Origin of the sequence: Streptomyces sp. NPDC127595 (assembly GCF_042671685.1) — a bacterium.
Lineage (GTDB): Bacteria > Actinomycetota > Actinomycetes > Streptomycetales > Streptomycetaceae > Streptomyces.
Window position 1 is genome coordinate 583,522 of sequence record NZ_JBHXWK010000002.1, and the last position, 23,154, is coordinate 606,675.

Annotated in this window: 17 protein-coding genes and 1 pseudogene; 5 read left to right on the forward strand and 13 right to left on the reverse strand. The window is 70.8% G+C overall.

Going from position 1 to position 23,154, the window contains the following annotated elements; genetic code table 11:
- Positions 1-8: 8 nt before the first annotated feature.
- Positions 9-1,478 carry a PP2C family protein-serine/threonine phosphatase gene (locus ACFVKT_RS09135; protein ID WP_385729175.1) on the reverse strand — a complete coding sequence of 490 codons (1,470 nt, stop codon included), beginning with the start codon at positions 1,476-1,478 and terminating at the stop codon, positions 9-11.
- A gap of 298 nt (positions 1,479-1,776) precedes the next feature.
- Here ACFVKT_RS09135 and ACFVKT_RS09140 point away from each other — a divergent pair.
- Positions 1,777-2,408, forward strand: a pseudogene (locus ACFVKT_RS09140) (phospholipase domain-containing protein); the annotation flags it as partial.
- Between the two features lie 71 nt (positions 2,409-2,479).
- Here the strand turns inward: ACFVKT_RS09140 and ACFVKT_RS09145 are convergent.
- The 4 genes from ACFVKT_RS09145 to ACFVKT_RS09160 all read right to left on the reverse strand — a co-directional run bounded on the left by ACFVKT_RS09145 (position 2,480) and on the right by ACFVKT_RS09160 (position 7,147).
- The gene (locus ACFVKT_RS09145) at positions 2,480-3,505 is read right to left on the reverse strand and encodes a Gfo/Idh/MocA family protein (RefSeq protein WP_385729176.1); all 1,026 of its coding nucleotides are present in this window, start codon (positions 3,503-3,505) and stop codon (positions 2,480-2,482) included.
- Between the two features lie 51 nt (positions 3,506-3,556).
- Entirely contained in the window at positions 3,557-4,654 is a 1,098-nt protein-coding gene (locus tag ACFVKT_RS09150) for a chemotaxis protein (RefSeq protein ID WP_385729178.1), read from the reverse strand.
- Between the two features lie 116 nt (positions 4,655-4,770).
- Positions 4,771-5,304, reverse strand: coding sequence for a DUF4232 domain-containing protein (locus ACFVKT_RS09155; protein ID WP_385729180.1), 534 nt, complete (start codon positions 5,302-5,304; stop codon positions 4,771-4,773).
- 205 nt (positions 5,305-5,509) lie between these two features.
- Positions 5,510-7,147, reverse strand: coding sequence for an alpha/beta hydrolase (locus ACFVKT_RS09160; protein WP_385729182.1), 1,638 nt, complete (start codon positions 7,145-7,147; stop codon positions 5,510-5,512).
- Positions 7,148-7,436: 289 nt separating this feature from the next.
- Between ACFVKT_RS09160 and ACFVKT_RS09165 the strand changes: the two genes are divergently transcribed.
- On the forward strand, positions 7,437-8,126 hold the full coding sequence (locus tag ACFVKT_RS09165; protein ID WP_385729184.1) for a chaplin: 690 nt from the start codon (positions 7,437-7,439) through the stop codon (positions 8,124-8,126).
- A 106-nt stretch (positions 8,127-8,232) separates the two neighbouring features.
- Here the strand turns inward: ACFVKT_RS09165 and ACFVKT_RS09170 are convergent, their stop codons facing one another.
- Complete coding sequence (locus ACFVKT_RS09170; RefSeq protein ID WP_385729186.1) at positions 8,233-8,781, reverse strand: GNAT family N-acetyltransferase; 549 nt, start codon at positions 8,779-8,781, stop codon at positions 8,233-8,235.
- A gap of 151 nt (positions 8,782-8,932) precedes the next feature.
- Here ACFVKT_RS09170 and ACFVKT_RS09175 point away from each other — a divergent pair, with 151 nt between their 5' ends.
- The gene (locus ACFVKT_RS09175) at positions 8,933-9,787 is read left to right on the forward strand and encodes a GNAT family N-acetyltransferase (RefSeq protein ID WP_385729188.1); all 855 of its coding nucleotides are present in this window, start codon (positions 8,933-8,935) and stop codon (positions 9,785-9,787) included.
- Between the two features lie 218 nt (positions 9,788-10,005).
- Here the strand turns inward: ACFVKT_RS09175 and ACFVKT_RS09180 are convergent, their stop codons facing one another.
- Positions 10,006-10,755 (reverse strand): MBL fold metallo-hydrolase, encoded by a 750-nt coding sequence (locus ACFVKT_RS09180; protein WP_385729190.1) that lies wholly within the window; start codon positions 10,753-10,755, stop codon positions 10,006-10,008.
- A 242-nt stretch (positions 10,756-10,997) separates the two neighbouring features.
- Between ACFVKT_RS09180 and ACFVKT_RS09185 the strand changes: the two genes are divergently transcribed.
- A complete protein-coding gene (locus ACFVKT_RS09185) occupies positions 10,998-13,010 on the forward strand; it encodes a ricin-type beta-trefoil lectin domain protein (RefSeq protein WP_385729192.1) in 2,013 nt (670 codons plus the stop codon).
- A 172-nt stretch (positions 13,011-13,182) separates the two neighbouring features.
- Positions 13,183-14,448 (forward strand): enterochelin esterase, encoded by a 1,266-nt coding sequence (gene fes, locus ACFVKT_RS09190; RefSeq protein WP_385729194.1) that lies wholly within the window; start codon positions 13,183-13,185, stop codon positions 14,446-14,448.
- Between the two features lie 20 nt (positions 14,449-14,468).
- Here the strand turns inward: fes and ACFVKT_RS09195 are convergent, their stop codons facing one another.
- Genes ACFVKT_RS09195 through ACFVKT_RS09220 form a run of 6 tightly spaced genes read right to left on the reverse strand, consistent with a single transcriptional unit; the run spans position 14,469 to position 22,974 of the window.
- The gene (locus ACFVKT_RS09195) at positions 14,469-18,386 is read right to left on the reverse strand and encodes an amino acid adenylation domain-containing protein (protein ID WP_385729196.1); all 3,918 of its coding nucleotides are present in this window, start codon (positions 18,384-18,386) and stop codon (positions 14,469-14,471) included.
- On the reverse strand, positions 18,383-18,613 hold the full coding sequence (locus ACFVKT_RS09200; protein ID WP_385729198.1) for a phosphopantetheine-binding protein: 231 nt from the start codon (positions 18,611-18,613) through the stop codon (positions 18,383-18,385). Before ACFVKT_RS09200 ends, ACFVKT_RS09195 begins: the two co-directional genes overlap by 4 nt.
- A gap of 5 nt (positions 18,614-18,618) precedes the next feature.
- Entirely contained in the window at positions 18,619-19,251 is a 633-nt protein-coding gene (locus ACFVKT_RS09205; RefSeq protein ID WP_385729200.1) for an isochorismatase family protein, read from the reverse strand.
- A 16-nt stretch (positions 19,252-19,267) separates the two neighbouring features.
- The gene (locus ACFVKT_RS09210; RefSeq protein WP_385729202.1) at positions 19,268-20,932 is read right to left on the reverse strand and encodes a (2,3-dihydroxybenzoyl)adenylate synthase; all 1,665 of its coding nucleotides are present in this window, start codon (positions 20,930-20,932) and stop codon (positions 19,268-19,270) included.
- Complete coding sequence (locus ACFVKT_RS09215; RefSeq protein WP_385729204.1) at positions 20,929-22,125, reverse strand: isochorismate synthase; 1,197 nt, start codon at positions 22,123-22,125, stop codon at positions 20,929-20,931. Before ACFVKT_RS09215 ends, ACFVKT_RS09210 begins: the two co-directional genes overlap by 4 nt.
- Positions 22,126-22,182: 57 nt before the next feature.
- Positions 22,183-22,974, reverse strand: coding sequence for a 2,3-dihydro-2,3-dihydroxybenzoate dehydrogenase (locus tag ACFVKT_RS09220; protein WP_385729206.1), 792 nt, complete (start codon positions 22,972-22,974; stop codon positions 22,183-22,185).
- Between the last annotated feature and the right edge of the window lie 180 nt (positions 22,975-23,154).

The window sequence follows — 23,154 nt, forward strand, 5'->3', positions numbered from 1 at the left end:
GTCGTTCGTCAGGGGCCGACCCTGGCCACGAGCACACAGGCGTCGTCCTCGCGCTCGGTCTCGCCGAACTCCTCGACAACCGTCCGTACACACTCCTGTGCCGTGCGGGCCTCGCTGAAGCGCGGGGCCAGTGCGAGCAGCCTCGGGGTGGCCTCCGTTCCTTGGCCGCTCTCGGACTCGTCCGAGCCGGCGGAACCCCATCGGCGGGGGACCAGTCCGTCGGTGTGCAGGAGCAGCAGGTCGCCGTCTTCGAGTGTCTCCTCGGCCTGTCCGTAGGTGGCACCCGAGGTCGCCCCGAGCAGCACGCCGTCCGGTGCTGCCAGCATGCGCCCCGTCCCGTTGCGGAACAGCAGCGGGGCGGGGTGTCCTGCCTGTGCCCAGATGAGGGTGCGGGTCTCGGGCCGGTAGCGGCAGCAGACCGCGCTGCCGAGGGCGGGTTGAACGGAGACGTCCAGTAACTGGTTGAGCCAGGACATGAGTTGACCCGGCTGGGTGCCGGCTACGGCCATCCCGCGCAGGGCGCCGATCAGCATGGCCATGCCCGAGGTCACGGAGACTCCGTGACCGGTGAGATCGCCGATGCTCAACAGCGTTTCGCCGTCCGGGAGTTCGAGTGCGTCATACCAGTCGCCGCCGACCAGCGCGCTGCTGGACGACGGCAGATAGCGGGCCGCGAGGTCCAGCGTCTCGGGACCCCGCCGCGGGAACCGCAGGGAGCCACGCCACGGCGGCAGCACGGCTTCCTGCAGCTCTACCGCGAGCCGGTGCTCGGTCTGCGCGATGTGCCGCTGACGCTGCAACGAGTCACGGGTCTCGCTCACCGTCCGCTGGCTGCGGCGCAGTTCGCTGACGTCGCGCAGCACGGCCCACATCGAGACGGTGCTGCCGTCGGCGTCGAGCACGGGCTCGCCCATCATGTGCACGGTCCGCACGCCGCCGTCGGGGCGCTGGATGCGGAACTCTCCGTCGATGGGCTTGGCGTCGATGAGGCAGGCCGTGACCATCGCCGTCAGCATCGGCCGGTCCTCGTCGTGCACCAGCGACGGCAGTTCATCGAGCGTGAGCGGGGGAGCGGCCGGGTCGCGCCCCAGGATCTCGAAGAGCTCCCCCGACCAACTGGCCTCGTCCGTCAGCAGATTCCACTCGGCGCTGCCGACCCGGCTGAGCAGTGAGCCGTGCCGGGATGCGGCAGGCACGGCTCGGACGGCGGGGACCGGCGGCACGGGCTGGACAGGTGTGGGCGGGGGTCCGTCCCGCAGTTGGGCCAAGTGCTCGTCGAGGTCGTTGAGTTGATGCAGCGCCAGATTGCAGAGCGCGCGCTGCCAGCGTCCTTGCGGGTCCTCGTCGCCGGCGGGTGCTTCCCGTCGTACGGCGTCCACCTCGCCGCGCAGCCGCCGCGTCTGCGAAATGAGCGCGTCGACCGTGCCGCGCTGGGGCGGCTGGGCGGCTGAGCGGTCCGCAGAGAGATGGGAGGGCATGACGTACTCCGATGCGGGGACGGTACGACCAAGGCTGACGGAAGGACCGTTACGACTCTCGCACAGCCCGCGACGCGCTGTAAGGGATTTGGCAACACACGATACGGTGATGCATCTGGCATATGCCACCGTCCCCGCGGAGCGCTTACCACCGGCTGCGTCCGGTTCGGGCCCGGTGTGGTCAAGTCGCAGGCTGCGTACGTGACTTGATGGCGTTCGGGGCTACGCGTGCACATTGCTCATTCTCTTGTTCGAGGGTCGTTTGTGCTAGCCCTGCTGTGTTACGGAATCGGGCATAGGCACCGCGGGAGAGTTCCTCAACGGCGTCCCGTACGGCCTCGGCTTCCGCGTCCCCATGCTGGTCATCTCACCCTGGACGCGCGGCGGCTGGGTCTCCTCGGAGGTCTTCGACCACACATCCGTCCTGCGCTTCCTGGAGACCTGGACCGGCGCGCTCGGCAAGCCCGCCGCCTGCCTGAACATCAGCACCTGGCGCCGCAAGGTCACCGGCGACCTGACCGGCGTCTTCGACTTCGCACACCCGTGTAAGGCGCCGGGAAGTACGACATCTCGGTGACCGGCCCCAACCGCTTCCTGCGCCGCTTCAAGGACGACGCGACGCAGGCGGGCAAGTCGGCGGAGGTGAGCACCTGTTACGCCACCGATTCCGGCAGCGGGAAAACCGCGATCTACTTCAGGATGACCAACTCGTCCGCCGCCGTGAAGTTCACCATCACCTCGAACCAGTACCGCATCGACGGGCCCTGGACGTACACCGTCGGCGCGGGCGGCTCGGCGGAGGACTACTTCAACGCGGTCTCGTACCAGGGTGGTTGGTGCGACTTCACGGTCACCGTCGACTCCGACGCGAGCTGGTCGCGCCGGTTCACCGGGCACATCGAGACGGGGGCGGCGAGCGTCAGCGGTTGACCGGGCCGATCAAGGCGGGCGTGGTGGGTGTCAGCGGTTGACCGGGCCGATCGGGACGGGCGTGGTGGGCGTCAGCGGTTGACCCGGTCGTAGAGTCCCGGGCGCGGGGCGAGTTCGACGGTCACCCGGCCGCCGCTCTCCTGCGCCAGGACTCCCGCCTCGGCGACGGCGGAGGCCGCGTACCCGTCCCAGGCGCTGGGCCCGACGACCCGGCCCTCGCGGGTGGCGTTCACCCACGCCTGCACCTCGCGGTCGTAGGCGTCGGCGAACCGTACGAGGTAGTCCTGCGCCACCTCCTCGTACGAGCCACCGGCCGTCGTCACGACCATCGTGTGCTCGTCCCCGATCCGCGCGCTCCCGCTCTCGCAGACCGCCTCGCAGCGCACCTGGTAGCCGAAGCCGGAGTTGACGAAGATCTCCACGTCTACCAGGGCACCCTCCGCCGTCTCGAACAGTACGATCTGGGGGTCGAGGAGGCCCTCCGGAGCGTGCGAGGTCGGGCGCGGACGCAGCACGGTCACGGCCGTGAGCTCCTGGTCGAGCAGCCAGCGCGCCGCGTCGATCTCGTGCGAGACGGAGCTGTTGATGAGCATCGCGGTGGTGAAGTGAGGGGGCGAGGAGACATTGCGGTGCGTGCAGTGGAGCATCAGTGTGCGGCCCAACCGTCCACTGTCCAGCAGCGACTTGAGACGCTGGTACTCGGCGTCGTACCGGCGCATGAACCCGATCTGCGCCAGCCTCCGCCCGAGCCGCGCCTCGGCCTCCACGACCCGCAGCGCCCCGGCCGACTCCGGAACCATCGGCTTCTCGCACAGCACCGGCAGGCCGCGCGCGAAGGCCGCGAGCAGCGCTTCCTCGTGCGCGGGCCCGGGGGACGCGATCAACACGGCCTGTACGCCGGGTGCGTCGAGCGTGGCCGTCGCGTCGGCGTGCACCGATACGCCGTCGATTCCGGCCACGGCATCCTTGACCCGCTCGGTATCGGGGTCCGCGACCGCGGCAACCCGGGCGCCGTTCACCACCCGGTCGATTCGCCGTATGTGATCGGCGCCCATGTGTCCCGCACCCAGGACCGCTACACCCAGTAGTTCACTCACGTGCTCCGCACCTTTCCGGCCGACGACACGGATCATTGTCGGCCGGGGAGATCAGTAACGCAGCACCCCTGCGATCCCTTTCGCGTCCCCGAGGCTTCCGTCGGGGACGAAGCGCACCTCGGCGCCGGTCTCCAGACACTGTTCGACGATCTCGTCGACGATGTCCTCGCGGGCGTCCAGGTCCCCGCTCTCGGCCGGGACGAGATGGTCGCCGTCGTCGTCACGTACCGTCACGCGGAAGTTCTCCTCGACGGCGAGCAGTTGCACGCGGCCCTCGGACGCGTTCTGCCACACCTCGTCGACCCCGGCGGCGAACGCCTTGCGGCCGCGCGCCGATTCGAGTTCCCGGGCCACCGCGTCGACGCCCTTCTTCTCCTCGGCGCTGATCAGCGGGCGTACCGCGTGCCACACGGCGTCGGGCGTGCCGTGCGCGAGGCCGCCGTGCGGGATGTGCGCCGCCTGCTTGGTGACGGTGCCGATCTCGTCGAGGAGGGAGAGAGCGGCGGTCTCACCGGTGACGTACAGCGGCCGCGGGTGCTTGCGCAGGACGGCGCTGACAGCGGTGTCGGCGTCCCGCAGGAAGTGCCGCGTCTGCTCGTCACGGAAGGAGCTGGGCAGGTTGCCGACGCGTTCCTGGCGCTCGGCGTCCGGGTCCTCCAGGCTCCGCGTGAGCGGGAAACCCCCGGAGCTCTCCTCGACGACACGGTCGACGCCGCCGTTCCACAGCGTGATCCGGTCGGCCGAGACCGACAGCACCCAGAACGGCCGCTCGGAGGCCTGTGCGGCGACGAGATTGCGGGTCAGGAAGGTGTCCGAGAGCACCACACGCTCAGGCACGGTGCGGGCCAGCGACCAGACCTGGTGCTCGCCGGGGGCCGCGAAGATCGCCAGGCCGTCCTCGGCGTGCGTCAGATCGACCTCCGCGAGAGCCCGGTCGAGCTGCTCGACGAGGTCCATGCGCCGCTCGCGGGTGACCGACGGATCGGCCTCGAGCTGCTTCTTGGCCTCGGCTACCACATTGCGCAGCCGGACCGGATCCTGGGCGTTGTCCGGTTCGCGGCGGTGGGTCGGCGTCAGCACGGAGACCGCGGGATAGGGCCGGGGCCTGCGCAGTTCGGTCAGGGTCGCGGGACTGAGTGCGTGCTCCATACCTGCACGATAGGGCCAATTCGCCTATCGGGCACTTGGTGCATTTGCCTGGCGGAGCCGCTCGCCCCGGCGTTTCGCGCAGTCCCGCGACCCGGATCTCATACCGGCTCGAGTGCCTACTTGAGCCCGAGAGCCTTGTCAGCGGCGGCCACCGACGGCTTCCACCACGTGGTCACCGGCTCCCACACCAGAACCGCGTCACCGGCGCCCAGCTCCGGCGCCGTGAAGGTACGGCCGAACCGCGCGGGGTCGGCGGAGACGGTGATGGAGTCCACCCGGCGGGCCTCGGGGTCGGCACGGTCGACGATCGTGCGTACGGCCGCGTAGGCGGTCTTGCCCGCGCCGACCCGGTAGGGCCCGCTGTCCCCCGCGGGCACCGGCAGGGCCGCGCCGTCGAGGTCCCCGAAGGTGACGGTCGGAATGCGGTCGACGGTGCAGGTCCGCTTGGAGTGGTTGGTGACGCTGATGTGTACGACGGTGGCGTTCTTTGCGGACTGGTGTGCCGCGACGGTGACGGCCTTCTCTGGGCAGGCGGCGACCTTGGTGGCGGCCGGCGGCTGCGCCGTGGCGGCCGAGCCCTGGGGCGCGGCGACGAGCAGCGCCGCGGCGGCGGTCGCGGTCGCGAGAACGAAGACGGGACGGATACGCATCGGTGGTGTTCCCCCTGTGAAGCTGCGATGGGCATGTGTACGGGTACTGCGGCGTGCCCGGTCGAGGCGACGCCTGCCCAGTGTGACGGCCGTGCCGATCAGGAGGTTGTAGCCGACTTGTCCGTATTACAGGGCTGTTGCAGTTCCGGTGTCCACGGTTCTCGCGCGAGGCCCGGGTCGCGGCGGTTTCCCGCGAGGCCCGGGTTCAGTCGTCGGAGTCGGGCGGTCCGCACGAGCTGCCGTTGTCGGGCAGGGAGCCGTACAGCAGGAAGTCGTCGACCTTCTGGTGCACACACTTGGAGGACGCGTACCCGGTGTGACCGTCGCCCTTGTTGTCCAGTACGACGGCCGACGAACCGAGCCGCTCGGCGGTCTCCATGGTCCAGCGGTACGGAGTCGCGGGGTCGCCACGGGTGCCGACGAGGAGCATCTTCGGGGTGCCTACGTCTCTTACCTCGTCGCGTATGTAGTCAGTGCCCTTGGGGCGGCCGTAGCACATCAGCACCTGGGTGAGCCGGTACTCGCCGAAGACCGGGGACACCTGCGCGTACTCGGCACGGAGTTTCTCGATCTCCTTGGTGACCTGGCCGGCTGAGGGACGGTCGGGGTCATCCGCGCAGTTGATCGCCATCAGGGCGGCCGGGAGGTTGTCGATGGGGACGTCCACCGGGTCGACGAGGCCGCCGTCCGGGCTGGCCGTCACGGTCAGTTCGTCGTCCTTCCGGGACGTCGTGGCCTGGGGTGCCACGGCCGGATCGCCGTCCGGCCGGGCTCGCACGGTGGTGCCGGGGAAGGCCGCGCCGCCCGACAGCTGTACGAGCCAGCGGGTGTCGCCGTCCTGGAGCAGGGAGTTGAGGGCCTGCTCCAGCGTCGGCCACATCTGGCGGCTGTAGAGCGCCTGGCTGATGGCGCCCACGAGGTCCTGCCCGGAGAACTCCTGGCCGAAGTCGGCCGGGACCGGGTCCGCGTCCAGCGACTCGATGAGCTGGACGACCTCTGTTCGGGCGCTGCGCGGATCCTGCCCGAACGGACAGGTCATGTCGTTCGTGCACCAGGTGAGGAAGTCCTCCAGCGCGGTCTGCTGGCCCGCCGCGCCCACCAGTCCCTGCTCGGCAAGCGGTTCGGTGAGCGTGTCCACGCCGTCGAGGACCAACCGGCCCGTCTTCTTGGGGAATTGGGCCGCGTACACCGCGCCCAGGCGCGTTCCGTAGGAGAAGCCGAGGTAGTTGAGCTTCTTGTCGCCGAGAGCCTGGCGCATCACGTCCATGTCCCGGGAGGCGTTGACCGTGCCGATGTGACGCAGCACCGGCCCCGAGTGCTTGGCGCACTCGTCGGCGGCCCTCCGCAAGGCCTTGAGGGCGTCCTGCGGATCGGTGGTGTCGTCCGTCGTGCCGTCGCTCTCGTCGGCGCCCTCGCCGCAGCTCACGGGCGAGGACTGGCCGACGCCTCTGGGGTCGAAGGTGACCACGTCGTAGCCGTTCGTCAGGCCCATGAAGTCCTCGCCGCCGACGGCGAGTTGGGGTATCCCGGCACCGCCGGGGCCGCCGAAGTTCAGCAGCACCGAACCCCGTGACTTTCCCGTCGCGCGATAGCGGGCCAACGCCAGGTCCAGTGTTCCGTCACCGGGGTTCGCGTAGTCCAGCGGGACGGTCACCTTTCCGCACTGCATGTCCTCGGGCATCTCGTAGCCGTTGCACGTGGACCACTTGATCTTCTGGCCGTAGAAGCGGGACAGGTCGGGAGCGTCGGCGGCCGAGGCCACCGAGGGCAGTCCGGCCGCCAGCAGGGCCAGCGTCACGGTCGTGGCTCCGGTGAGCGCGCAGCGTTGGTGCACGGACGGCATGCATGCCTCCAGGTATGCCCGGCTGCCCCCTCGCTCACGATAAGCGCGGGTTCCGGGGGACGCCTCTGGGCGAGCGGAATGGGCCGCGGTGCCTTAATCTGCGCGCCCGACGGAGGTTGCACCCTGGCTCCAGGGCCCCCCGATGGCGCTCGCGCGAGCCCCCTCGCCAGTTCGATAAGCGTGACGCTCGATGGGGTGAAAGACCGATAAGCCATAACTCGGATGGTTCTCCCGCGTTTTATGGCATGCGGGCGACCGTCCGCGACCATGTCTGGAAGGCAGGGACCCTATGAAACGGGTTACCCGAAATGGATTGATCGTCGCAGCCGCCGCCTCTGGCGCGATGGCCGTGACCATGCCGGCGCACGCCGACTCCGCTGCGGACGGCACCGCGGCGCGCTCGCCCGGTCTGATCTCCGGCAACACCATCCAGCTCCCGGTGCACGTTCCGGTGAACGTGTGCGGGAACACCGTGAACGTCGTCGGGCTCCTCAACCCGGCGGCGGGCAACAGCTGCGCCAACGAGGGCGGCGGTGCCGGGGCGTCCGGAGGGACGCGGGGCGGCGGCGGTGCCGAGGCGCCCGGAGGTACGCAGGGTGGTGCCGTCGCACACAGCAGCGGAAAGGATTCGCCAGGTGTGCTCTCCGGTAACGGTGTGCAGCTTCCCGTCGATCTTCCCGTCAACGTCACGGGCAACTCCGTGAGCGTCGTCGGCATCGGCAACGCGGCCGTCGGCAACGAGTCCACGAACAACTCCGGAGGCCGGCCCGACCGCCCGGTCAAGCCCGCCCCGAAGCCGCCCACCCCGCCCGCCCAGGCGCCCCCTGGCACATCCCACCACCAGGCTCCACCGCAGCCCGTGGCCTCCCTCGCCCACACCGGGGCGGACCAGACACTGCCCGTGATCGCCACGAGTGCCGCCCTGCTCCTGAGCGGAGCAGCCCTGTACCGGCGATCCCGGCCGGCCACGGCCCGCTGACCCCACCGCCCACCGAGGCCGGGAAGGCCCCGACGGGAGAGGCCCCACCGGGCGCGCGACCGGTGGGGCCTCCGTGTCGTCACCGGCGTCACGGGCGGCACCGGCGTCAGCGCAAGGGGATGGCCGGCCCGTCGCCCTGGGGGACTTCCCCGCGGAGACTGCAATAACGCACCAGGTCACGCCACGAACCGTCACGGAACACGACACTGCGGAGCACACCCTCACGCGTGAACCCGACCTTCTCCAGCGCGCGTTGCTCGGCGATGTTGCCCACCTCGGTGTCCGCCTCGATCCGCGGCACGGCGGTGTGCGCGAAGAGATACCTGACGAGTTGCCGCTGGGCCTCGGTTTCCACGCCCTTGCCGCGTGCCTCCGGCAGCAGACCGATGCCCATGTTCCAGTAGTACGAGGGCCGGCCGAAGGCGATCTTCCGCCAGGAGACGAACCCCAGGTGCTCGTCGTCACGCACCACCATCAGCTGCCCCGCGTCGTCCGTCAGCAGACCGTGCTCCGCCCACTGACGTCGCCGGCGCCCCGTGTCCCACCAGCCGAACCACTGAAAGGGCTCCGCCGTCTCGCGGTCCGCCAGGAACCGCTCCATGACCGCCAGGTCGTCCTCGGCCACCGGGCGCAGTGCCACGCGATCCACGCTCATGAGCGGCAACCCTAAGTCTCGGACCAGGCGGTGTTTACGGCTCTGGCCGAATCCCCCGTCGCGCGAGGTGATCGTCGCGGAGATCGGGAAAGATGCCGCGCGTGCGGCCGACCACCGCACAGACACACCCCTGTATGAATTGGAGCCCCGTATGACCTCTCCGGGAGCGGAAGACCTCGTCGTCACGCGTGCCTCGCTCGACGACTGGAAGGTGGTCTGCGAGTGGGCGGCGGACGAGGGGTGGAATCCTGGGGTCTCCGACCGCGTGAGTTTCTTCGCGCAGGACCCGGAGGGGTTCTTCCTCGGCCGGCTCGGCGGTGAACCGGCCACGGCCGTCTCGGTCGTCAACTATGGCGCCGACTACGCCTTCCTGGGCTTCTACCTCGTACGCCCCGACCTGCGCGGTCGCGGATACGGCATCATCACCTGGAAGACGGCCCTCGCTCACGCCGGTGACCGGACCGTCGGGCTCGACGGGGTGGTGGCGCAGCAGGACAACTACCGTCGGTCCGGCTTCGAACTCGCCTACCGCACCTCACGTTTCGGGGGAATCGTCTCCCGGAGTGAGACCCCGACCGGAGTCCGGGCCGCCGAGGCGGCGGACCTCGCGGCCGTCACGGCGTACGACAGCGCCTGCTACCCGGCCGACCGGCCGCGTTTCGTGGAGTCGTGGCTGGGCGGCGACGGCCACCGGGCCTTTGTCCGCCGGACGGAGGGACGTCTCACGGGGTACGGCGTGATCCGCCCCGGCCGCGATGCCCTGCGCATCGGCCCGCTGTTCGCCGACACCGCGGAGGACGCGCGGGCGTTGCTCCTCGCGCTGGCCGGTGAGGCCGCAGGGCGGGAGGTCGCCATCGACATTCCCGCGACGAACGCGGCCGCGGTCGTTCTGGCCGAGGAGTTCGGCCTCACCTCTTCGTTCGACACGGCCCGGATGTACACGGGTCCGGTGAGGTCGTTCGCGGGTGAGCGTGTGTACGGAGTGACCACCCTCGAACTCGGCTAGGAGCGTGGGCCGTTGGAGGTGACGGCCGTTTTCGGCCGGATCTCCGCAGGCCGCCGTACGGGAAGGCTCCGTCGGTGCCCCACCGCCACGACGGCCGGCGCGGCCGCGATCAGGGCGGAGCCGTCCAAGGCAGGGCCCCGGCGCCCGCACCCTCCCGACTCCCGGCCCGTAACCGCGACGCGCGCGGGCGTATCTGGTGGCGGTCCAGCCCGACCGCGTCAGCCAGCCAGCTCCCGCGCGTGCCGCGCGGCCTCGCGCACCGGGCCGCGGTGCACGGGCCCGTGCCCGGGAAGCAGGACGTCGGCGTCGAGGGCCTCGATGTGCGCCAGCGACGCGCGGGCCTTTTCTCGCTCGGCGTCGAACATGGCCGGCAGAAGCTGTGGACCCTGTACCCGTGACGTGGGGTGGCTGCTGACCAGGGCGTCTCCGGAGATCAGGATGCCGGCGTCCGGCAGGTGGAAGACACAGTGCCCCGCCGTGTGGCCGGGCGTGTGCACCGGAACCGGACGGCCGGGCAGATCGAGGGCGCCCTCCTTGGGGAACGGCTCGGGCCTGGTCATACGGACGTCCGCCTTGCCGCCCGACTTGATGGCGTGCAGCGCCCAGGGCACGACACCGGGACGCCAGGCCTGGCGCAGCACCTGGCTGACGCCGACCTGGTGCAGGAACTCCCGGCGCGCGTGCGGCAGTTCGGCCTCGTGCAGGTGGACGGGGATACCGAACGTGCTGCTCAGGTACTCGGCCGAACCCAGGTGGTCGTTGTGCGCGTGCGTGATGAGGACGCCCGTGATGGCCTCGGGGGAGTGGCCGAGGGCGTCCAGCGAGTCCAGGACCGCCTGCCGGTCGCCGGGATAGCCCGTGTCGACCAGGGTGACGGCGTCGCCCTCGGTCAGGATCACCCAGTTCGTATTGCTGCCGTGCACCAGATGGACCCCGGCAGCCACTTCGACCATAGCCCCGTCGTTCATGGGCTCTCTCCCGATGTCTGAGAACTTTCCCGGCCGAGCGCGGCCGTTCAGAGGCGAAGTTACCGCGTGTGTCTGAGGCCGTCCCGACCGCATTCCGGTTCACGAGCCGAGCGTGTGGGCCGAGCGGGAACGGCCGGTGCGGTCACGGGCCTTGACGCGCCACTGACAAGGCGCTGCCATATGGCGCGAGTCGCGTTGACTTTTGTTCGACTCTGCGAACAAACCGCTCAAAGGGGAGCCGTATGTCCACTATTTCGAACACGCTGTTGCTCAGAGGCCTTCTGAGACGCGCGGTCTTCCAGTGCGCCGTCCTGTGTCTCGCCGCATCCGGACTGGCCGGTCTGGGCCTGAGCCGCCCGGCCGCACCGCTCGCGGCCGAACCGGCCGCCGTCAGCACCAACCAGATCGGCGTCAGCCCCGCCCTGATGGGCTGGGCCTCCTGGAACAGCTTCGCGAGTGTCATCGACCACGACACGATCAAGGCCCAGGACGATGCCCTCGTCTCGTCGGGGATGGCCGCCGCGGGCTACAAGTACGTCAACATCGACGAGGGCTGGTGGGTGGGTACCCGCGACAGTGCCGGCAACATCACGGTCGACACCGAGCAGTGGCCCGGCGGGATGGAAGCCATCGCCGACTACATCCACAGCAAGGGCCTCAAGGCCGGTATCTACACCGACGCCGGCAAGAACGGGTGCGGCTATTACTACCCGACCCCGGACACCGTGCCCGCCGCGCCCAACACCGGGATGGAGGGCCACAACCAGCAGGACCTGGAGGCCTTCCAGAACTGGGGCTTCGACTTCGTCAAGGTCGACTGGTGCGGCGGTGACGCCGAGGGCCTCGATCAGGAGACGACATACAAGGCGATCAGCGCGGCCAGCGCCGCCGCGACGGCCGTCACCGGGCGCTCGCTCGTGCTGTCACTGTGCGAGTGGGGCACGGGCAACCCCTGGAACTGGGCCGCGGGTACCGGCGACATGTGGCGCACCAGCACCGACATCGTCTTCTGGCCGGGCAACCCGACCATGTCCAACATCCTCGCCAACTTCGACAAGTCCCTGCACCCGGCGGCCCAGCACACCGGCTACTACAACGACCCGGACATGATGACGATCGGCATGACCGGTCTGAGTGCCGCGCAGAACCGCACCCACATGGGCCTGTGGGCGATCGCCGGCGCGCCACTGCTCGCGGGCAACAACCTCGCCACCATGAGCCCGTCGACCGCCTCGATCCTCACCAACTCCGAGGTCATCGCGATCGACCAGGACGCGCGCGGTCTGCAGGGCGTCGAAGTCGCCGAGGACAGTACGGGGCTGCAGGTCTACAGCAAGATCCTCTCGGGCACGGGCAAGCGAGCGGTCCTGCTGCTGAACCGTACGTCCGCGGCGGCCGACATCACCGCCCGCTGGCAGGACTTGGGACTGACCACGGCGTCGGCCGCGGTGCGCGACGTGTGGTCGGCGTCCAACGTCGGGTCGCACCCGACGAGTTACACCGCCTCCGTGCCCGCCGGGGAAGCCGCCCTGCTCACCGTCTCCGGTACGGAGAGCTCCGGGACGACGTACGAGGACACCACCTCGGCCACGACACCGACGTTCACCGGGGTCGCCGCGGCCGACGCCGGCACGAAGCTGATCGACATCAGCTACGCCAACTCCGGTTCCGCAGCTCGCAAGGCGACATTCCAGGTCAACGACCAGTACACGCAGACGCTTGCCCTGCCGCCCACCGGGTCGTCGACCACGTACCGCACGGTCTCCGTGCTGGCCCACCTGGCGAAGGGGTCGAACACGCTGGCCTTCGGGGCATCGGGTACCGCACCCGACATCGACGCCGTGGCCATCCGTGCCATCCCGGGCACCAACGGCACCGCGATCGTCGGCACCGGCTCCGGGCGCTGCCTCGACTTCTTCAAGAGCGCCATCGGCAACAACGCCCAAGCCGGACTCTGGGACTGCGGCGGAGGCCAGAACCAGACGTTCACCCACACCTCGCGCGGTGAACTCGTCATCTACGGCAACAAGTGCCTGGACGCCTACAACAGCGGCACCGCCAACGGCACCCGGGTCGTCATCTGGGACTGCCACGGCGGCACCAACCAGAAGTGGACCGTCAACTCCAACGGCACCGTCACCAACAACGTCTCGGGGCTGTGCCTCGATGCCATCGGCAACGGCACGGCCAACGGAACGCTGATCGACCTGTGGTCGTGCAACGGGGGAGCGAACCAGCAGTGGACCCGCAAGTGACGGCGAACTGATACGGGCGGATCGGGCGCCCCGGCCATCGCACTCGCGCGACGGCCGGGGCGCTCGGCCGCTTTCTCGGCGAAGCCGGGTATGAAATGTGACGGATAGTCATATTAGGTTAGGCTAGCCTAAAGAAGTCAGCCCAGTTCCCCTTTCTCCGGAGTCCAGCCGCATGTTCGAGTTCGTGCCGCCCGAGGGCACCCCGCACCACCCGCCCCGACTGCCACGCCCCGACGCGCTGCCGCGACTCGAGGAACCGGGCTGCCCACTGCCCGCGCCGCAAGGTGTCGAGGAGTTCTGGGCCGGGATCCGCCGCCGCGGCACCCCGCTCGTCTCGCCCGACCCCTTGGGCAGCGCCGACCATGTGGCCGTCACATACCTGTGGCGCGGCACGCCCGCCACCCGTGCGGTACAGGTCCTGCCCAACAAGCTCGGCGACCCGCGCGCCCCGGAGGGCAATCTGATGGAGCGGGCCCCCGGAACCGACATCTGGCACTGGACGCTCCGCCTGCGGCACGACTGGCGCGGCACCTACGAGTTCTACGTCGACGAGGGTGACGGGCCGGTGCCTGGCACCCCCGAGTACTGGCGATGGCTGCGCACCCAGCGCCGTTCCGACGCCTTCAACTCCCGTGCGCTTCCCGGGCGGTGGGACGGCAGCCCCGTTTCGTACGCCGAACTCCCGGACGCCCCCAGCGCGCTGGACTGGACGCCGAGGCCGGACGTAGCCCGCGGCACGACCACCGAGCACAAGGTGGGAAGCGCGCTCCTTGGTGGCCGGCGGCGCGTCTGGCTGTATGAACCTCCGGTGTCCGAGAGGCAGTCGGCGGACCTGCCTGTCCTGGTCCTGCTCGACGGCGAGCACTGGCAGCCGGGGCTCGGTCTCGCGCACCTCCTCGACAACCTCATCGCGGACGGCCGTATCCCGCCGCTTGCCGCCGTCCTGCCCGAATCGGTGGACGCGGACACCCGCTGGGCGGAGCTGACCTGCCGTCCGGAATTCGTCGCCTTCCTCGCGGACGAACTGCTGCCGTGGGCGGCCGACCGGCTGCCGGTCACGGACGATCCCGCACGCACGGTGATCGCGGGCCAGAGCCTCGGCGGACTCACCGCCGCCTATGCCGGCCTCACGGCCTCGCACCGCTTCGGCAACGTGCTCGTCCAGTCGGGCTCGTTCTGGTGGCCCGTCGGCCCGGAGCCGGAGTGGCTGACCGGGCGCATCGCCGAGGCCCCCCGCCTCCCGGTGCGCTTCCGCCTCTCCTTCGGTGAACAGGAGTGGGTCGCCCTCCCCGCCGCCCGCCGCCTGCGCGACACCCTCACCGCCGCCGGCCATGACGACGCCTCCTACCGCGAGTTCAACGGCGGGCACGACTACCTGTGCTGGCGCACCGAAATGGCCGGCGGACTGGTCGAGTTGCTGTCCGGCACGGCCACCTGACGCGGGGTGCGCTGGAGGGCTCATCCCCGCCCCGCGTAAGCCTCGTCGAGCTCCTTCAAACGAGCCGCCAGATGCGCGGCGATCTCGTCGAGGTGTCTGTCCCGCATCAACTGCGGGTGCGTGCAGTCCAGGTCGTGATTGACGACGGTACCGGTCACATGCGCGCCCCATGCCTCCCGGGTGAGCCAGTCCTCGGCGCGCGGCGCCGCGGCCGTGAAGAACAACAAGTCGCCGTCGTACAAACGGTGTTGGTGCTCGCGCATCATCCGCGCGTGGTTCGGCACGATGTCGACGATCTGCGACAGGGTGTGGTCGCCGAGTCCGGCGAGCGGGCTGCCCGCCCGGCGCAGGGTGGCGAGTACGTCGTCCCTGGTGCGCTCGTCGGTGCGGTCGAAGCCCGCCATGCGCAGTACGGCGGTCAGCGCGTCTCCCTCCTCGGGCGCGGGCCGCTCGCGCCACTGCTCGGCAGGGAACGCGTCGAGCAGGGCGAGGAGTTCGACCTCCTCCCCGGCCTCCTGGAGCAGCACGGCCACGGTGTGCGCGAGGATCCCGCCCACGGACCAGCCCAGGAGACGGTACGGACCGTGCGCCTGGACCTCGCGGATCTGTTCGGCGTAGTCGGCCGCCTCCTCCTGGAGCGTGCCCGGCAGCGGCTCGTCTCGGACCAGGCCACGCGCCTGGATGCCGTACACGGGCTGTCCCGGACCGAGCCGGGCGGACAGTCCCGCGTAGCACCAGGAGATGCCGCCCGCCGGATGGAAGGCGAACAGCGGACGCCGGTCGCCCTCGGCGCGCAGCGGCAGTACGACGTCCAGCGCGTCCCCCGACGCCGGCCCCGCCTCGTCGATCCGGGCGGCGAGTGCGGCCGGGGTCGGCGCCTCGAACAGCGAGCCGATCGTCAGCTCGGCCCCGAGCTCCTCCCGTACGCGTGCCACCAGCCGCACCGCGAGCAGCGAGGTGCCGCCCAGGTCGAAGAACGCGTCGTCGGGACCGGCCTGTCCGACCCCGAGCACCTCCGCGAACAGCCGCGTCAGCGCCTCCTCGCGAGGACCCGAAGGGCGCCTGGCGCTCTCGCCGCCCACGAAGACCGGGGCGGGGAGTTCGCGCCGGTCCAGCTTGCCGTTGGGGCTCAGCGGGAAGGCGTCGAGGGTGACGACCGCTGCCGGGACCATGTGGTCCGGCAACTCGCGTGCCAGCGCCGCGCGTACGGTCGCGGGGTCGGCTCCACCGGTCACGTACCCGACGAGCCGGTCGTCGAGGACCAGCGCGCAGGAGCCGTCCACACCGTCCTGGGCGGCCAACGCGGCCTCGATCTCGCCGAGTTCGATGCGCTGCCCGCGCAGCTTCACCTGGTGGTCGGTGCGGCCGAGGTACTCGACCTCGCCCGCCTTCGTCCAGCGCGCCAGGTCGCCCGTGCGGTACATGCGGCTGCCGGAGGCGCCGAACGGATCGGCCACGAACCGGGACGCCGTCAGCTCCGCACGGTTCAGGTAGCCGTCCGCCAACTGCACGCCCGCCAAGTACAGTTCGCCCGGAATCCCCGGCGGGCAGGGCCGCAAGGCCGCGTCGAGCACGTACAGCCGGGTGTTCCACACCGGCCGTCCGATCGGCACCGGGCCCGAGCCCTCCGGGACGCAGGCGTGGTAGGTGACGTCGACGGCGGCTTCGGTCGGCCCGTACAGGTTGTGCAGCCGGGCGCCGGGCAGCATGCGTCCGAAGGTGTTCGCGGTCTCGCGCGGCAGGGCCTCGCCGCTGCAGAAGACCCGGCTCAGGCTCTCGCACTGTGCCGGGTCCGCCTCGGCCAGGAACACCTGGAGCATCGACGGCACGAAGTGGCAGGTGGTGACGGCCTGTTCGCGGATCAGCCGGGCCAGGTAGCCGGGGTCCTTGTGACCGCCGGGCTCGGCGACGACGAGCGCCGCGCCTTGGCGCAGCGGCCAGAAGAACTCCCACACGGACACGTCGAACGAAGACGGCGTCTTCTGCAGCACACGGTCCTCGGCCGTGAGCCCGTACGCGTGCTGCATCCAGCGCAGCCGGTTGTCGATCGCCGCGTGGGAGACGACGACGCCCTTGGGACGGCCCGTGGAACCGGAGGTGTAGATGACGTACGCCGGATGGGACGGAGTCAGCGCCCGAGGCGGGTTCACCCACGAGTGCGTGGACACGTCCAGCCCGTCCAGGACGACGAGCGGGGTGCCCGTGTCCTTGGGGAGGCGCCCCACGCGGTCGGTGACGGCGCACACCGGCGCCGCGTCCCGGAGCATGTAGGTGAGCCGCTGCTCCGGGTAGTCGGGGTCGAGCGGCAGATAGGCGGCGCCCGCCTTCAGCACGGCGAGCAGCGAGACGATCAGCTCCACCGAGCGCGGCACCGAGACCGCCACCACCGCGCCCGGCCGGGCGCCGAGGGTCTGCAGATGCCGGGCCAGCCGGTTGGCGCGGGCGTTGAGGTCCGCGTAGCTCAGCGAGTTGTCCCCGTACACCAGCGCCGTCGCGTCCGGAGTCCGTGCGGCGCGCGACTCGATGGGGCCGATGAGTGTGGTCGGCGGCAGCTTGCGGCCCGTGTGGTTGAACTCGTCCACGACCAGGGCGTGTTCGGCCGGAGTCGCGATGCCGTGGGCGGCGAGGGGGAGTTGCGCGTCGGCGTTGGCGAGACGGTTCAGGAGATGCAGGAATCGTTCCTGGTGCGCGGCGAGTTCGGCGTCGTCGTACAGGGCCGGGTTGCCGTCGTGGTCGATGCGCAGACCGTGGCCGTCGGCGCGGTCGTAGATGTTGATGGTCATGTCGTCGACCGGGCCGGCCGACAGGTTCCGCGCGCGGGTCGGCGCTCCGGCGAAGTCGACGCCGTAGTCGAAGGGCATGACATTGACGAGCGGGCCGACGAGGCCCCGCATCTCACCGAGCAGCCCCAGGTCGCGGCGGATGTCCTCGTAGCGGTAGCGCTGGTGGCGGCGTACCTCCCGGATGCCGAGGATCACCTGCCGTACCAGCTCGGCGAAGGTCGCGTCGGGGGAGACGGTGAGCCGCAGCGGCAGCACGTTCATCACCATGCCCGGCACACGCAACGCGACCGAGCCCATGCGGCCCATCATCGGCAGCCCGAGAACGACGTCCGACTCGGCGGTTGCCCGGGAGGTGTACAGGGCCTGCGCGGCGATCAGTACGTCCGGCCAGGTCGCGCGGGATCGGGCGGCGAGTTCACGCAGGCGTTCCGTGGTGCCCGGCCGAAGGTAGGTCGTACGGCGGCGGAATGTGCGCGACGGCAGTGCGCCGCGGCCCGCCAGCCGGGGCGCCTCGGGGCGGTCCGCGAACGCCTGGGACCAGTGTGCGCGGTCGGCCGCGAAGGACTCCGAGGAGCGGTACTCGGCGTCGGCGGCGACGAGTTCGGCGAGTGACCTGAAGGTGCGCGGACCCGGCTCCTCGCCCCGCGCGAGCGCCGTATAGACCTCGGCGGTGCGCCGCACGAGGAGCGAGTAGCCGAAGCCGTCCATGACGAGGTGGTGGATGCTCTGGTACCAGAGCCAGCGCTCTTCGCCCACGCGGAAGAGGGCGTGCCGGAACAGCGGCCCCGCCACCAGGTCGAAGGGTTCGGCAAGATCGGCGCGCATCCACGCCTCGGCCTGGTCCTCGGCGACCTTCGCCCCGCGCAGGTCGCGCACGGTGAGCGGCAACTCCACGGCGGCGCCGATGTGTTGACGCGGACCGTCCGGGGTGTCCTCGACGCGCACGCGCAGTGCGTCGGCCTCGGCGACGACCTGGCGCAGGGCGGCGGCGAAGAGATCCGGGTCGATCGGCCCGTCGATCTCCAGGCACTCCGCGGTGTTCTGCGCGGGGCTCAGGGGATCGAGGGCCTGCGCGAACCACATGCCCGACTGGGCCGCAGTCAGCGGCAGTTCGGTGACCGCGGCACCGGTGTCGTTCGTCAGGAGGACCGTCATGAGACGACCCCGAGGAGTGGCGCCCAGGCCTCGATGGCGGGCTGCTCGGCAAGGTCGGCGAAGGCCGCGTCGACGCCGTGGTCCCGGCGCCAGCGTTCCAGCAGTGCCATGACCCGGACCGAGTCGAGGCCGTAGTCCACGAGGTTCTCGTCGAAGGGGATGTCCGCGGGATTCTCGCCGAGGGAGTCGGCGACGTCACTGCGGATCTGCTCCAGGGTGAGGGCCATGGGGCTCAGACCTCCTTGAGAAGCGCGTCGGTGGTGGTCACGACCGCGCAGCGGCCCGCGGCCCAGCGCAGGGCCATGTCGTGGTCCGCACGGGAGAAGTCGGCGACGGCGTCGGCGACGACGAACGCCTGGATGTCCCGCATCCACGCGTCGCAGGCACTCATGAGGACGCCGATGTGGGCGTACACGCCGACGACGATCAGCTGGTCGCGGTCCTCGTCGCGGAGCAGTTCCTCCAGCCGGGTGCGCACGAACGCGCTGTACTTCCACTTGGTGAGCATCCGGTCGCCGGGCTGCGGCGCGACCACGTCCGGCACGCTCAGCGCATGCGGGTCGTTGGCGACCCCGGGACCCCAGAAGTCGAGCTGGAGACCGCGCTGGCGAGGCGTCTGCCCGCCCCGCTGCGTCGAGTACACGACCGGTATGGCGCGGCTGCGGGCGTGCTCAAGCAGCCGGGAGGTGTTGTCGAGCATGCCGGTCAGGGGCTGTTCACCGGCCGGGAACGCGCCGAGGAAATGGTTCTGGAGGTCATGGACGAGCAGCACGGCGCGCGCGGGATCCACGGTCCAGGCGACCCGGTTCGCGGGCAACTCGTCCTCGGTCGGCAGGGGATAGGGAGCTATGGCCGGAAGTGCCATGGGAGATCTGGGCCTTTCAGTACTGCTCGGCGACGGCGGTGGATCGCAGCTGCTTCTTGCTGACCTTGCCGATCCCGGTCTGCGGGAAGGCGTCGACGAACTCGACGAGATCGGGGACCTTGTAGGCGGCGACGCCGCGCTCGCGGACGAACCGCTTGATGGCGACGGGTTTCAGCGGATCGGCTCCCTCGCGCAGGATCACGTAGGCGAGGGAGCGTTCGCCTAGGTACTCGTCGGCCACCGCGACGACGGACACGTCGTGCACGGACGGGTGCGCGAGGATGATGTTCTCGACCTCCTCCGGCACGACCTTCTCGCCGCCCCGGTTGATCTGGTCCTTGGCCCGGCCCTCGACGACGAGATGGCCGCTCGCCCTGCGGCGCACGATGTCCCCGGTGCGGTAGAAGCCGTCCTCGGTGAAGGCCGTCGCGTTGTGCTCGGGAGCCCGCCAGTAGCCGCGGATCGTGTAGGGGCCGCGTGTCAGCAGATGCCCGAACTCCCCCTCGGCGACGGCGAGTCCGGAGTCGTCGACAATGCGGATCTCGTCGGCCGGGGAGATCGGCAGCCCCTGAGTGGTGACAACCGTCTCCGGGTCGTCGTCCAGCCGGGTGTAGTTGACGAGCCCCTCGGCCATCCCGAAGACCTGCATCAGACGGCAGCCCAGCGCGGGCTCCAGACGGCGCGCCGCCTCCTCGCTGTACTTGGCACCGCCGACGAGCACCAACTCCAGGCTCGCCAGGTCGTGTTCGGATCCCGGACCGTTCTCCGTCCACACCAGCGCAAGCGGCGGAACCAGACCCGTCATGGTGATCCGCTCCCGCTCGACGAGGGGGAACGCGGTCGCCGGATCCGGCGCGGGACACAGCACGGCCGTGCCTCCGGCGTACAGCACGCCCAGCCAACCGGGCGAGCTCATCGGGAAGTTGTGCGCGGCCGGCAGTACGACCAGGAAACGGGTGTCGGCGTCGACGCCGCAGATCTCGTTGGAGCCCCACAGCGAGTACAGATAGTCGTCGTGGGTGCGCGGGATGAGCTTCGGTACGCCCGTCGTGCCGCCCGAGAGCTGAAGGAACGCCAGCTCGTGCGGCTCAGGACCGGGAAGCGGCCCGGTCGGATCGCAGGGCACTTCCGCGAGGGCCGTGTGCTCGCCCGGGTCGCCGACCACGAAAACGTGCCGCAGACTCGGCGTGCGTTCCTTGACCCGCGATGCGAGGGCGCGGTGGTCGAAGCCCGCGTGCCGGTCGGGGATCACATAGGCGACGGCATCGGTGAAGGCGCAGAAGTAGCCGATCTCGGTCTCGCGGTGGGCGGGCAGCGCGTACACCGGCAGCGCGCCGATCCGGAACAGCGCGAAGACGACCTCGATGAACTCGCCGACATTCGGAAGGTGCAGGACGACCCGGTCGCCCTTGGATATCCCGCGCGCCACGAACCCGGCGGCCAACCGGTCGGCGCGCTCGTCCAGTTCGCGGTACGTCCAGGTGCGCCGCTCCGGCGCCGGGTCTACGAGGGCGATCCGGTGGGGATGGGCGGCGGCGCGCTCGCGGAGCATGCCGCCGAAGGTCTCTCCGCGCCAGTAGCCCGCCGCGCGATAGCGCTCGGCGAACTGCGCGGGCCAAGTGGGGGCGTCCACACCGGGGGTGATGGCACTTCCCGCGAGGTCGGGCCGGGCGGCGGTCACAGCGCGGCCCCCACGGCGCTGAGGAACGTACGGAACTTGGCGCCCGTCTCAGCCGTCTCGGCCTCCGGCGAGGAGGCCGCCACCACGCCCGCACCCGCGAACAGCCGCAGCGAGCGCCCCTCGGCCTCGGCGCAGCGGATCGTCACGACCCACTCGCCGTCGCCGTCCGCGTTCTGCCAGCCGACCATGCCGGTGTAGGGCCCGCGGTCGAAGGGCTCCAGCTCGGCGATGACGGCCCGGGCCAGCTCGGTCGGCGTCCCGCACACCGCCGGAGTGGGGTGCAGCGCGGACGCCAGGTCGAGGGCGGAGACTGCGGGGTCCGCGAGTTCGCCGGTGACGGTCGTCGACAGGTGCCACATGGCCGCCGTACGCACCAGGGTGGGCCGGTCGGGCACCTTCAGGCGGGTGCAGAACGGCGCGAGCGCCTCGCGTACGGCGGCCACCACGACGGCGTGCTCGTGCAGGTCCTTCGGGGATTCCAGAAGCGCGGCCGCGCGCCGGACGTCCTCGGCGAGATCGGTGCTGCGCTGCGCGGACCCGGCCAGCGGATTGGCGGTCAGGCGTCCGCCCCGACGGGCGACGAGGAGTTCGGGACTCGCCCCGACGAGAGTGCGGCCGGGCCCGCTGGGAACGGCGAAGGTGTATCCGGCCGGGTCACGGCGCGCGAGTCGGCGCAGCATGGCCGGCAGATCCGGCTCGCGCGGGGAGGTGAGCTCCAGGGTGCGGGCGAGGACGACCTTGTCGAACTCCCCGGCCCGCATCCGCTCGACGGCGGCGGCGACGGCCGCGCCGTACCCCGCGGCGGCCGGAACCTCTCTCACCTGCCAGTCGGTTCTCTCGTCGGTGTCGGGCACGGGCAGCGCGATCAGCGGGTCCTCGCGAAGCGGCGGCGCCCACCGTACGGACTCCGGGACGGCCAGCGAGGCTGGGGCGTCCGGGGCGAAGGGCAGCGCCCCCACGACGATCGGAGCAAGGTCGCCCGCGCGGCGCCGGGCCTCCAGGACCTCGCGCACCCGCAGGGCCAACGGCCTTGTGTCGTGGGGTATTTCGGCGGCGGTGCCCCGGCCGAGCAGAGTGTGCCGGGGGGAGGCGAGGAACCGGTCCGGGCCGGGGCGGTAGGCGTCGAGCAGGGCGGTTGCCGCGCCGGGGGACACCAGCGTGGGGCTGGTGGCTTCGTGCAGAGATGCAGACATGGGTGTCTCCAGTGGGGAGAGGTGGCACGACCGGAGTCGGCGGGGCAGGGGCCGGTTTCAGGCCCGGAGGGTGGCGCCGCCGTCGACGTACAGGTCGTGCATGGTGATGTGACGGGCGCGGTCCGAGACGAGGAAGACGACAGCGTCGGCGATGTCGTCGGGGTCGGCGATCCGGCCGAGCGGTATGCCCGTGCGGTGGGACGCGAGGTCACCTTCGATGACGCGCCGGGCCGCTGCCGCCTGGTCGGTGGAGTCGGTCCACAGCGCGCGTTGCATGTCGGTGAGGGTCGAGCCCGGGGAGACGGTGTTACATCGGACGCCCCGTGAGGCCACCTCCAGGCCAAGGCACTTGGTGAACATCACGGCCGCGGCCTTCGAGGCGGCGTAGGCGGCCATGCCCGCGCGAGGGATCCCCGCCGCGTTCGAGGCGACGGTGACGACACTGCCCCGGCCGCGCCCGGCCATCCGGCGGGCGACGGACCGCGAGACGTGGAACACGCCGTTCGTGTTGACGGCGAAGGTGGCTGCCCAGTCCTCGTCCGTCAGATCCACGACGTCCGAACTCCGCAGGATCCCGGCGACGTTGACAGCGATGTCGAGCGGTCCGAGTGTGCGCTCGGCCTCGGCGACCAGGGCCTCGACCGCGGCGGCGTCCGTGACGTCGAGCGGGCGGGCGGTGACCTGCTCGCCGTACTTGTGGGCGAGGGCCGCCACGCCCTCGGGGGCCAGGTCGGTGGCGAGGACGCGGGCGCCGTGCTCGACGAGCGCCGCGACCACCGCCTCGCCGATTCCCCGGCCCGCCCCGGTCACGAGGGCGAGCCGTCCGGTGAGTTCCGGGCCGGCGCTCACTTCGAGAAGCCCGGCTCGACACCGAGGGGGAGCACGACCGGACGAGTGATGCCACGGGACGGGAAGTGTGGGTTCGGCGCCATGGCCTTGGGTCTCCGTCGGTGTTCAGGTAGGCGGTCTCGGACGCGGGCTCCGATACCTCAACGGCCTTGCTCAACAAGGCAGTTGAGGCACTTTCAG